General features: G+C 67.1%; 10 protein-coding genes and 2 tRNA genes. 5 read left to right on the top strand and 7 right to left on the bottom strand.

Annotation, left to right across the window (positions count from 1 at the left end; all coding sequences use genetic code 11):
- Positions 1–339 precede the first annotated feature (339 nt).
- Together BLW83_RS00610 and BLW83_RS00605 are read right to left on the bottom strand one after the other, a co-directional pair.
- Positions 340–414: transfer RNA gene (locus tag BLW83_RS00610), tRNA-Asn, on the bottom strand.
- A gap of 79 nt (positions 415–493) precedes the next feature.
- Positions 494–1,357, bottom strand: coding sequence for an MBL fold metallo-hydrolase (locus BLW83_RS00605; RefSeq protein ID WP_090844401.1), 864 nt, complete (start codon positions 1,355–1,357; stop codon positions 494–496).
- A 55-nt stretch (positions 1,358–1,412) separates the two neighbouring features.
- Here BLW83_RS00605 and BLW83_RS00600 point away from each other — a divergent pair, with 55 nt between their 5' ends.
- The 5 genes from BLW83_RS00600 to BLW83_RS00580 all read left to right on the top strand — a co-directional run bounded on the left by BLW83_RS00600 (position 1,413) and on the right by BLW83_RS00580 (position 6,684).
- Positions 1,413–2,753, top strand: a complete 1,341-nt coding sequence (locus tag BLW83_RS00600) for an ATP-binding protein (RefSeq protein ID WP_090844398.1) — start codon at positions 1,413–1,415, stop codon at positions 2,751–2,753.
- 197 nt (positions 2,754–2,950) lie between these two features.
- A complete protein-coding gene (gene lon / locus BLW83_RS00595) occupies positions 2,951–5,380 on the top strand; it encodes an endopeptidase La (RefSeq protein WP_090844395.1) in 2,430 nt (809 codons plus the stop codon).
- A gap of 306 nt (positions 5,381–5,686) precedes the next feature.
- Complete coding sequence (locus BLW83_RS00590) at positions 5,687–6,013, top strand: HU family DNA-binding protein (RefSeq protein ID WP_090845775.1); 327 nt, start codon at positions 5,687–5,689, stop codon at positions 6,011–6,013.
- Between the two features lie 65 nt (positions 6,014–6,078).
- Positions 6,079–6,153, top strand: a tRNA-Val gene (locus tag BLW83_RS00585).
- 153 nt (positions 6,154–6,306) lie between these two features.
- A complete protein-coding gene (locus tag BLW83_RS00580) occupies positions 6,307–6,684 on the top strand; it encodes a putative zinc-binding protein (RefSeq protein ID WP_090844392.1) in 378 nt (125 codons plus the stop codon).
- Here the strand turns inward: BLW83_RS00580 and BLW83_RS00575 are convergent.
- Genes BLW83_RS00575 through BLW83_RS00555 form a run of 5 tightly spaced genes read right to left on the bottom strand, consistent with a single transcriptional unit; the run spans position 6,681 to position 11,413 of the window.
- Positions 6,681–8,015, bottom strand: a complete 1,335-nt coding sequence (locus BLW83_RS00575; RefSeq protein WP_090844389.1) for a glutamine synthetase family protein — start codon at positions 8,013–8,015, stop codon at positions 6,681–6,683. The two genes, BLW83_RS00580 and BLW83_RS00575, sit on opposite strands and share 4 nt — an antisense overlap.
- Before the next feature lie 4 nt (positions 8,016–8,019).
- The gene (locus tag BLW83_RS00570; RefSeq protein ID WP_090844386.1) at positions 8,020–8,856 is read right to left on the bottom strand and encodes an ABC transporter permease; all 837 of its coding nucleotides are present in this window, start codon (positions 8,854–8,856) and stop codon (positions 8,020–8,022) included.
- A complete protein-coding gene (locus tag BLW83_RS00565) occupies positions 8,853–9,737 on the bottom strand; it encodes an ABC transporter permease (RefSeq protein WP_090844383.1) in 885 nt (294 codons plus the stop codon). Before BLW83_RS00565 ends, BLW83_RS00570 begins: the two co-directional genes overlap by 4 nt.
- A gap of 50 nt (positions 9,738–9,787) precedes the next feature.
- On the bottom strand, positions 9,788–10,540 hold the full coding sequence (locus BLW83_RS00560; protein WP_090845773.1) for a transporter substrate-binding domain-containing protein: 753 nt from the start codon (positions 10,538–10,540) through the stop codon (positions 9,788–9,790).
- Between the two features lie 21 nt (positions 10,541–10,561).
- Entirely contained in the window at positions 10,562–11,413 is an 852-nt protein-coding gene (locus tag BLW83_RS00555) for an ABC transporter ATP-binding protein (RefSeq protein ID WP_425433917.1), read from the bottom strand.
- Between the last annotated feature and the right edge of the window lie 25 nt (positions 11,414–11,438).

Here is an 11,438-nt window from a genome sequence, read left to right as displayed (position 1 = left end):
AGATGACCTTTCCGTTACGGGCCGGTTACGCCCGGCCACATCCCATTGGATGCAGTTCGGACGAAAAGGTTCCCGAAGGGGCAGGAATTGACGGCGCGGTGTGGCGGGATCAGGACATCCATGCGGCGGGAGGGCACGGCCAGGGCAGGCGGGCATCCGGCCGTGCCGGCCAGCAAGGCGCCGGACGTCCGCCTCAAGTCAGGGAGTTGCCCCGCATCTTCAAAGCCGTCGTGCTGAAAACTTCGGTGCCGAGCTGCACCCGGCGTTCCCCATGGCGGCGAGACGCGGAATTCCCCTTGGAAGGTCCGGCCCGTAAGCTTTCGGCAAGTCAGGGATTTTTGGCTCCGGCGGTAGGGATCGAACCTACGACCAATTGATTAACAGTCAACTGCTCTACCGCTGAGCTACGCCGGAACACGAGGGGGCATTTAGCACCCGGATTCGGGGGCGTCCAGAGGGGGCGGGCAGATTTTTGCATCGGTCGGCTACAACCTTATCCGCCGGCCCGCGCCCAGCACTGGTCGGCCCGCACCGGCCCGTCGCCGGCGACCGCGCCCAGGTCGGCCAGGGCCAGCAGATGCGCCAGCACGTTGCGCTCGGCCGCGGGCATCAGATGCGCGGGGATGGTGTAGATGCGGGCGGCCAGCTCGGCGGCGGTGCCGGGGCCGGCATCCAGCGCCGCGAGGATCTGGGCCGAGCGCAGGCGGCGGTGGGCGGCCAGTTCATCCAGCCGGGGCAGGGGGGCGGTGATCGGATCGCCATGCGCCGGGTAAAGCACCCGTGGCGCCAGCCGCGCCAGCAGATCGAGCGAGCGGAAATAATCCACCAGATCGCCCTCGGGCGGGGAAATCAGCGATGTGCTCCACCCCATCACCAGATCGCCGCAAAAGATCGCGTCGCCCAGGCGGAAGCTCAGATGCCCGCCCATGTGGCCCGGCGTATGCAGCGCCTGCAACGCCCAGTCGGATGAACGCAGCTCTTCGCCGTGGCGCAGCTCGATATCGGGGCGGAACCCGGCATCGACGCCCTCGCCCCCGGTCAGCCCGGTCGCGGCCAGCCGCGCCATGGTGGGCGAGCGCCCCGAATCGGCGGCGCCAAAGGCAAACACCGGCGCCCGAGTCGCCTGCGCCAGCCGCGCCACCCCGGCGGTGTGGTCCAGATGCGCATGGGTGACCAGGATATGCGAGATCCGCCCCTCGGCCAGTTCGAGGATCGCGTCGATATGGGCGGGGTCGTCGGGGCCGGGGTCGATCACCGCGACCTCGCGTTCCCCGATCAGAAAGCTGTTGGTGCCGGGCCCGGTCATGGGCGATGGATTGGGGGCCAGCACGACCCGCACTTTCGCTGCGTCATTCATCGCACTAGGCTGGACCGGCCGGCGGGCAGGCGCAAGCAGGACAGGTCAAGGACGGATGGATTTCGGCTGGCTCAAGCGATTTTTCCCCCGCGGGCTTTACGGGCGGGCGGCGCTGATCCTGTTCCTGCCGGTGGTGGCGGTCACGCTGGTGGTGACGGTGATGTTCCTGCAACGCCATTTCGAAGGGGTGACGCGGCAGATGGTCGAATCGGCCGCGGCCGAGATCGCGCTGGTGGCCGGGCGGGTGCAGGACGCCCCCGACGACGCCACGGCCCGCGCCGCCGCCGCCGCCATCGCCACGCCGCTGGGGCTGGTGGTGGAACTGCCCCCCGCGGCGCCGGTGGCCGAGGGGCGGCAGAACTATGATTTCTCGGGGCGGGTGGTGATCGCGGAAATGCACGCGCAATTGCCGCAGGTGGCGGCGGTCGACCTGTGGCAGGTGCGGCAGGTGCGGGTGCTGGTGGGCGGCGCGCGCCCCTTTGTGCTGGAGATGCCGCGGCGGCGGCTGACCGCCTCGAACCCGCATCAGCTGCTGGTGTTGATGCTGGGAACCTCGCTGCTGATGACGGCGATCGCCACGATATTCCTGCGCAACCAGCTGCGCCCGATCCGGCGGCTGGCGCTGACCGCCGAGGCTTACGGCCGCGGCGAGATCACCCCCTATCGCCCTGCCGGCGCCACCGAGGTGCGCAGCGCCGGCCGCGCCTTTGTCGAGATGCGCGCGCGGATCGAGCGGCAGAACGATCAGCGCAAGCTGATGCTGACCGGGATCAGCCACGACCTGCGCACGCCGCTGACAAGGCTGCGGCTGGGGCTGTCGATGCTGTCGCCCGACCTGCCCCCCGACCCCGACGAGATCGCGGCGATGGAACGCGACGTGGCCGAAATGGGGGCGATGATCGACGCGTTTCTGGACCACGCCCGCGCCGAGGCACAGGACGGTGCCGCCGAATCCGTCGATGCCCGCGAATTTCTGGACGAGATCGTCGCCGATGCGCAGCGCGGCGGAAACCGGGTGCGGCTGGCCGATTTTCAGCAAGGCGCGGGGGACGGGCAGCTGGTGGTGCGCCCGCAGGCCCTGCGCCGCGCCATCGAGAACCTGATCGCCAACGCGGTGCGCCACGGCACAAGGGTCGAGATCGCGGCAAGGCTGGCCCCGCGCAGCTTTATCGTGACGGTCGAGGACAACGGCCCCGGCATCCCCCCCGAACGGCGCGAAGAAGCGCTGCGCCCCTTTGTGCGGCTCGATTCGGCACGCAGCCGCAATCAGGGGCAGGGGGCGGGGCTGGGGCTGGCCATCGCCGCCGACATCGCCCGCGCCCACGGCGGCGAGCTGCGGCTGGGCGACAGCGCGCGGCTGGGCGGGCTCAAGGCGGAAATCGCGATTCCGCGCTAGCGGGGCGGCCCCGACGCGTCTCTTCTTCATCATAAAAATATCCCGGGGTTCGGGGCAGCGCCCCGATCCGGCCTCGCAACGCCACCTCGCCATATCCCATTGCACCGCCGCCCTCGCGTTCCTAGATTGTCCCCAAGCAGGCCCGGCGCGCTGCCCGATCCCCTGGGGGCCGTCGGTCCGGGCATGAAAGGACGATTATGAACGACACGACTCACACCACCTATCCGGTGCTGCCGCTTCGCGACATCGTGGTCTTCCCCCACATGATCGTGCCGCTTTTCGTCGGCCGCGAGAAATCGGTCCGCGCGCTTGAAGCGGTGATGGAGGCCGACCGGCCGATCCTGCTGGCCGCGCAAAAGGACGCGTCCATCGACGAACCCGACACCGACGGCATCTTTGCCACCGGGGTGCTGGCCAATGTGCTGCAACTGCTCAAGCTGCCGGACGGCACCGTCAAGGTGCTGGTCGAGGGGCAGGCGCGTGTCCGCATCACCGGCTTTGTCGAGAATGCCGAATATTTCGAGGCCACGGCCGAGAAACTGGCCGAGACCGAGGGCGACGCCGACGCGATCACCGCACTGGTGCGCACCGTCGCCGAAGAGTTCGAGCGCTACGTCAAGATCCGCAAGAACATCCCCGAAGAGGCCGTGACCTCGGTCGCCGGCACCCGCGACCCGCACCGGCTGGCCGACCTGGTGTCCGGCCACCTGGGCATCGACGTCGACCGCAAGCAGGAGCTGCTGGAGACGCTGGACGTCGCCGAGCGGCTGGAGAAGGTCTACGGCCTCATGCAGGGCGAGATGTCCGTCCTTCAGGTCGAGAAAAAGATCAAGTCGCGCGTCAAGTCGCAGATGGAAAAGACCCAGCGCGAATACTATCTGAACGAACAGATGAAGGCGATCCAGCGCGAGCTGGGCGACGACGACGAGGGCCAGAACGAACTGGCCGAGCTGGAAGAAAAGATCGAAAAGACCAAGTTCAGCAAGGAGGCCCGTGAAAAGGCGCTGTCCGAGCTGAAAAAGCTCAAGTCGATGTCGCCGATGTCGGCCGAGGCCACGGTCAGCCGCAACTATCTCGACTGGCTGCTGTCGCTGCCCTGGGGCGTGAAATCGCGCACCAAGCGTGACCTGACCGCCGCCGAAAAGGTGCTGGACGCCGACCACTACGGGCTGGAAAAGGTCAAGGAACGCATCGTCGAATATCTGGCGGTGCAGACCCGCTCGGACAAGCTCAAGGGGCCGATCCTGTGCCTTGTCGGGCCTCCGGGCGTGGGCAAGACCTCGCTGGGGCGGTCGGTGGCCAAGGCCACGGGGCGCGAATTCATCCGCATCAGCTTGGGCGGGGTGCGCGACGAATCGGAAATCCGCGGCCACCGGCGGACCTATATCGGCTCGATGCCCGGCAAGATCATCCAGGCGCTGAAAAAGGCCAAGACCACCAACCCGCTGATCCTGCTCGATGAAATCGACAAGATGGGGCAGGATTTCCGCGGCGACCCGGCCTCGGCCATGCTTGAGGTGCTGGACCCGGAACAGAACTCGACCTTTGTCGACCACTATCTTGAGGTGGAATACGACCTGTCGAACGTGATGTTCCTGACCACGGCCAACAGCTACAACATGCCGGGGCCGCTGCTGGACCGGATGGAGATCATCAGCCTTGCCGGCTACACCGAGGATGAAAAGCGCGAGATCGCCCGCCAGCACCTGCTGCCCAAGCAGATCAAGGCGAACGGGCTGAAAAAGGGCGAGTTCAGCGTGACCGACGAGGCGCTGACCCATGTGATCCGCTATTACACGCGGGAAGCAGGGGTGCGGAACCTTGAACGCGAAATCGCCAAGCTGGCGCGCAAGGCGGTGACCGACATCCTCAAGGGCAAGACCACCTCGGTCGAGGTCACGGCGGAAAAGGCCGAGGAATACCTGGGCGTGCGCCGCCACCGCTATGGCCTGGCCGAAAAAGAGGATCAGGTCGGCGTGGTCACCGGGCTGGCCTGGACCAGCGTCGGCGGCGATCTGTTGCAGATCGAGGCGCTGAAGCTGCCCGGCAAGGGCGTGATGAAGACGACCGGGAAGCTGGGCGAGGTGATGAAGGAATCCATCGACGCCGCCTCCAGCTTTGTGCGCTCGGTCGCGCCGGAATTGGGCATCAGCCCGCCGGAATTCGCCAAGCGCGACATCCACGTCCACGTCCCCGAGGGCGCGACCCCCAAGGACGGGCCGTCGGCGGGTCTGGCGATGGTGACCTCGGTCGTCAGCGTCATGACCGGGATTCCGGTGCGCAAGGACATCGCCATGACCGGCGAGGTCACGCTGCGCGGCAACGCGCTGGCCATCGGCGGGCTCAAGGAAAAACTGCTTGCGGCGCTGCGGGGCGGCATCAAGACCGTGCTGATCCCCCAGGAAAACGAAAAGGATCTGGCCGAGATTCCGGCCAACGTGAAAGAGGGGCTGACCATCATCCCCGTCTCGAACGTGCGCGAGGTGCTGCGCCACGCGCTGGTCCGGATGCCCGAACCGATGGAATGGGACGAGGCCGCGTGGGAGGTGGCCGAGGCCAAGCGCCTGGCCGCGCTGCGCGCCGACGCGGTGCCGGTTCCGTCGTCGTCGGGGCCGGTCGCGCATTGAAGCCGCGCAGGCCCGGCCGGTCGCTTCGGCGGGATGACGAAAAAGTGAAAACGCGCCCCCGGGGGCGCGTTTTCCGTTTTGCGGCATGGGGTTGTCATGTTGGAAACGGTTCGGCCGGTTGCCGGATTCCCCTTGCATATATGGGCCAACCGCCGTTCCGGGGTGGGGGCTGGACACAGAGTAATCTCTGAAACTACATTGTTATCAATTGTCTGCGATAACTTTTCTCAGAGGCTTGATGGTTGCATAACTCGCCCGTGCGGATAACCTCCCGCGAGCCTGAGGCATTCATTACAGGTTTTGAACATGTCAGATGACAAGCAGGGGGCGCAGTGGACCCGGCCGGCGCCCACCGACAGCGCAGACCCGATCCCGGCGCGGATCCTGCACAAGCGCGAATTTCTTACCCGGGTGGCCCAACAGGTCAACGTCCCGCGTGCCCAGATCCGCGAGATCGTCGAGGCGACGCTTGAACAGCTGGGCAGTGCCATCGCCGACGGCGAGACGCTGGCCCTGCCGCCCTTTGGCAAGGCGCGGGTCAGCCGCCAGCGCACCACCAAGGGCGGCGAGGTGCTGATCCTGCGCCTGCGTCGCAAGGTGGCGCAGGCGTCGGACGCCGAGGCCGTCGAGTAAGCGCCCGACAACCCGCAACTTGGGGCTTGCCGTCGTTCACCGGGGGCGTTATCACCCCCTCCACCGGGCGATTAGCTCAGCGGTAGAGCGCTTCGTTCACATCGAAGATGTCAGCGGTTCAAATCCGTTATCGCCCACCATCATTCCACGCCGGGCCGGTCCTGCACCGCCCGGCGTTTGCTTTTTCCGCCCCCCGCGACCCCCTGAGCTGCGACGATTCGCGCCTCGGTGGGTGCTTGCGCCTGCTGCTATCCTGCACAGCATCCCGAATCCGAATCGTCCGAGGGTCTTGCATGTCCGCGCGCGCGCAGCTTCCGCTTGTCTATTCCTGTTCCGGCTGTTCCAGCGCGGCGCAGATGGCCAATTTCCTGGCGGTCTCGCTGGACCGGCGCGGGCTGGCCGAGATGTCCTGCATCGCGGGTGTGGGCGGCGATGTGCCCAAGCTGGTGCGGGTGGCGACATCCGGGCGCCGCATCGTGGCGATCGACGGCTGCGCGCTGGCCTGCGCGCGCAACTGCCTGGCCCGGCACGGGGTCGAGCCGTCGGAATATCACCTGCTGTCCGACCACGGGGTGCGCAAGCGCTATCGCACCGACTATGACCCCGAGGACGCCGCGCGGGTGCTTGAGGATCTGGCCGCTTCGCTGGGCGCGCAGCAGGACGCCGCCTAGACCGTATCCAGATACAGCTCGACGGTTTCGGCGTCCGACAGCTCGGCCATATAGTGCAGTTCCTGCCGCTTGGTCATCAGCAGATTCTCGATCAAATGCTGGGGAAAGATGCGCTTGATTTCGGGGCAGGCCCCGAAGGCGTCGATGGCCGCGGCCCAGCTGCCGGGCAGCTGTTCCAGGTCGTGGTCATAGGCGTTGCCGGTGATCGGGGCAGGGCAGTCCAGCCGGTCCTCGATCCCGTTCAGCGCCGCGCCCAGAATCGCCGCCAGCGTCAGATAGGGGTTCACGTCGCCGCCGGGGGTGCGATGCTCGATCCGCCGCGCCGCCGGCGAGGAGGCCGGGATGCGGATCGCCGAGGTGCGGTTTTCATAGGCCCAGCCGATGCCGGTAGGCGCGTGCGCGTTGGGCACCAGCCGGTCATAGCTGTTTTCATGCGGCGCAAACAGCAGCGTGGACCCCGGCATCGCCCGCAGGCAGCCCGCCACCGCGTGCCGCAGCATATCCGAGCCCTCGTCCGAGCCGTCGTCGAAGATATTGCGCCCCTGCCTGTCGAGGATCGAGAAATGCATGTGCATCCCGTTGCCGGCGAATCCCTCATAGGGCTTGGCCATGAAGGAACCGGCAAAGCCGAACTGCCGCGCCACCCCCTTGACCAGCAGCTTGAACAGCCAGGCATCATCCGCGGCCTTCATCGGGTCGGGCTGATGCATCATGTTGATTTCGAACTGCCCCGGCGCGGCCTCCTTGATGGCGGTGTCGGCGGGGATGTCCATCGCCTCGCAGGCGTCATAAAGCCGGGTGAAGAACGGGTCGAACGCGTCCAGCGCCCGCAGTGACAGGGTTTCGGCCCCCGTCCGGCGCTTGCCCGACCGGGGCGAGGGCGGCACCTGCAATTCCCCGAACTTGCTGTCGTCGATCAGAAAGAACTCAAGCTCGGTCGCCACCACCGGGGTCAGCCCGGCCGCCTTGTAGCGCTCGACTACCCGGGCCAGCGCCTGGCGCGGGTCGCCGTCATAGGGGCGCCCGTCGGGGTGGAACATCCAGATCGGCAGCAGCGCGGTGGGCGCGTCCAGCCACGGCATCGGCATGAAGCCGCGCTCGGTCGGCAGCAGCAGCCCATCGGGGTCGCCGGCCTGAAACACCAGCGGGCTGTCCTCGATATCCTCGCCCCAGATGTCCATGCTGAGCACGGAATAGGGGAATTTCGTGCCCTCGCGCAGCAGCCTTTCGGCAAAGCGCACGGGCATCCGCTTGCCACGCGCCACGCCGTTCAGATCGACGGCGGCGACGCGGATGGTTCGGACCTCGGGGTGCTCGTGCAGCCAGTTCATGGGTTCACCTGATGAGTTTCGGTCGATAGCGCAGCCGTCGCACCGGCTGCGGCAGATGCCGGTTCAGCCGCTGGTTGATCGCCCCGAACAGCCAGATCAGGCACAGGGTCAGCAGCACGAAATACCCCGCCGCGATCGGATAGGCGACAAACGGGTTGAAGGTCTTGTCCGCCAGATAGCGGGCGTAATACAGGCTGTCGCCTTCCTGCCGGAACGCGGGAAAGCCGGAAAAGAACACCAGAGTGGTGGCGTGGAACAGAAAGATCGCCTCGTTGGTATAGGCGGGCCAGGCCAGCCGCATCATCGTGGGCCAGGTGATGCGGCGAAACCGCGCCCAGCCGGTCAGGCCAAAGGCGTCCGCGGCCTCAAGATCGCCCTTGGGCAGGTTTTTCAACGCCCCGTGAAAGATCTCGGCCGAATAGGCGGCGGTGTTCAGGGTCAGGACCAGCAGCGCCCCGGCCCAGGCCCGCGCCATCCAGCCGGTCGGCAGGGTCAGGCCGAACAGCGACAGCCCGTCGCGCGGCAGCAGCACCAGCGCCGAATAGGCAAGGAAGAACTGGATGAACAGCGGGCTGCCCCGAAAGACAAAGATAAAGCCCTCGGCCGGGCGGCGCAGCCAGGGGCGCGGGCTGGCCTTGGCCAGCGCCAGGGCGTTGGCCAGCACGAACCCCGCCGCCAGCGCCAGCACCCCGAAATACAGGTTCCAGATCATCCCCGAGCCGATCAGCGTCACCTGCTGGCACAGGGTGAAATCGCTGCGCGGCAGCAGCCGTTCGCCGATCCCGATGGACCGCAGCCCATAGTCGGCGATGGTTTGCAGGCAGTCGGCGGTGCTGCTCATGTCGCGACCCCCGCCTTGCGCAGCGTCTCTCCGGCCAGGGTCGCCTGACCGCGCGACAGCCGCGACGACAGCCGGTCGATGGCCCGCTGCGAGACCCAGGTCATCAGCAGATAGAACACCAGCAGCGCCAGGAAATACCACACCCGCCAGTCGCCATGCGGATAGGCAAAGGTCGAGGTCTTGGTGCCGCCCAGCTCGCGCGCCCAATAGACGATGTCCTCGACCCCCAGCAGGAACAGCAGCGGCGTCGCCTTGACCAGGATCATCCACAGGTTGGACAGCCCGGGCAGCGCATAGCTCCACATCTGGGGGATCAGGATGCGGCGGTCGATCTGGCGCGGGGTCATGCCGTAAGCCTCGGCGGTTTCCAGCTGCGCGCGGGGCACGGCCCGCATCGCTCCGTAAAGCACATTGGTGGCAAAGGCGCCGAACACGATGGAAAACGCCACCACCGCCAGCGCGATGCCATAGGCGTCATGCACCCAGCCGGGCGCGGTCCCGGGCGGCATCTTGGCGGCGGCGCAGACCACGAATTCATTGCCCTGCCGCACCGGCACCGAAGCGTCGCAGTAGACCCGCGACAGCAGCCATTCGATGCCCTGATCCAGCGCGATGGGCACGAACAGGAAAAAGATCACGTCCGGCACGCCGCGCACCACCGCCGCATAGCTGCGCCCCAGCCAGCGCAGCGGCGCGACCGGCGACCGCGCCGCAAACGCCCCCAGAAACCCCAGCGCCAGCGAGATCGGCGCGGTCAGCGCCAGCAGCAGCAGCACCGTCCCGAACGAGGCGTAAAACAGCAGATGCGTGCCCGAGCTGAGATAGCAGCTCAGCCAGGCGAGGCCCTCAAGGGCTTTGGGGTCGGCGCAATGGGCGAACATCTGGGGCGGGGGCGTTCGGGGCCACCGTCAGGCGGCCCCGTGGGTTCGGATCAGTTCTCGGCCCCGGCCTCTGCCTGCGCGGCAAAGGTCATGGATTCGTCGCCCAGCCATTTGCTGATCATCGCATCAAGCGAGCCGTCGGCCCGCATTTCCGCGATGGCGGCGTCGAAACGCGCCTTGAGTTCGGTATCGGACTGCCGCATCCCGATGCCCAGACCCTCGCCGACGACGACGCGATCCTGCCCCTCGACCCAGACCAGATCGGCGGCATCGCGCTCGAACGGGACCAGAAAGTCGCGGTCGGCGAACACCGCCTCGGCCTCGCCGTTGCGCACGGCGGCGATGGCCTCTTCGCCGGTGGCGAATTCGATCAGCGTGGCGCCGGTTTCGGCGACATAGCCCGCCTGGATGGTGTTGGTCTGCGCCGCGACCGCGCCCGTGACATCCGCATCAGGCGTCAGCGCCAGATAGGCCGAGGGCGGGGGCGGGGTGTATTCGTCGGAAAACGCAATGGATTTACGGCGTTCGTCGGTGATGTTCATGCCCGCCATGATGGTGTCGTAGTTCGAGCTGACCAGGTTGGGGATGATCGAATCCCAGTCGTTGCGCACCCAGGTGCATTCGGCGCCGATGCGCTTGCACAGCTCGTTGCCCAGCTCGACCTCGAACCCGTCGACCTCGCCCTTTTCGTTGACGAAGTTGTAGGGAGGATAGGCGCCCTCGGTCCCCATCCGCAGCGGCTCGGCCAGGGTGGCGCCGGCGCTCAGCGCCAGGGCCGCGGCGGCGATCAGCAGGTTTTTCATCATTCTCTCCTGTCGGTTATGTCAGGCGGCCGTGGTCGCGCTGAGGAATTGGCGCAGCCGGTCGGTCCGGGGTGCGCGGAAAATCTGGTCGGGAGGGCCTTCTTCCTCGATCCGGCCCTGATGCAGGAACACCACATGGTCGCTGACATCGGCGGCCAGCCGCATGTCGTGGGTGACAAGGATCATGGTGCGATGCTCGGCCGCAAGATCCTTGATGACGCGCACGACCTCTTGCTGCAATTCGGGGTCGAGCGCGCTGGTCGGTTCGTCAAACAGCAGCGCCCGCGGCTCCATGCACAGGGCGCGGGCGATGGCGGCGCGCTGCTGCTGGCCGCCCGACAGCTGCGCGGGCCAGGCGTCGGCCTTGTCGCCGATGCCGACCTTGGCCAGCAGGGCGCGGGCGCGCGATTCCACCTGTGCCGGCGGCTGGCCCAACACGGTCAGCGGCGCCTCCATCACGTTTTGCAGGATGGTCATGTGCGACCACAGGTTGAACTGCTGGAACACCATCGCCAGGTTGGTGCGCAGCCGGCGCACCTGCGCGCGGTCGGCGGGCTGGCGGCCGGGGCCGCTGCCGGTCCAGCGGATCGGCTCGCCCTCGATGCTGATGTCGCCCGCCTGCGCGATTTCCAGCAGGTTGCAGCAGCGCAGCAGCGTGGATTTGCCGGACCCGGACGATCCGATCAGCGTGACCACATGCCCGCGCGGCGCCACCATATCGACGCCCTTGAGCACCTCAAGCGGCCCGTAAGCCTTGTGCAGGCCGCGAATCTGGATGACCGGCGAAGCCGTGACGGCAGCGCCCGCATCGGCGGAACAGGACGCCGGATCAGATGTCCGGGGGGATGGGTGCGGCGCGGTCATGGCTGGCATCTGGCGCAATTCCACGACGGATTGC

This window comes from Paracoccus alkenifer (assembly GCF_900108405.1).
Taxonomy (GTDB): Bacteria; Pseudomonadota; Alphaproteobacteria; order Rhodobacterales; family Rhodobacteraceae; genus Paracoccus; species Paracoccus alkenifer.
This window is presented reverse-complemented; position numbering and strand designations above follow the sequence as displayed.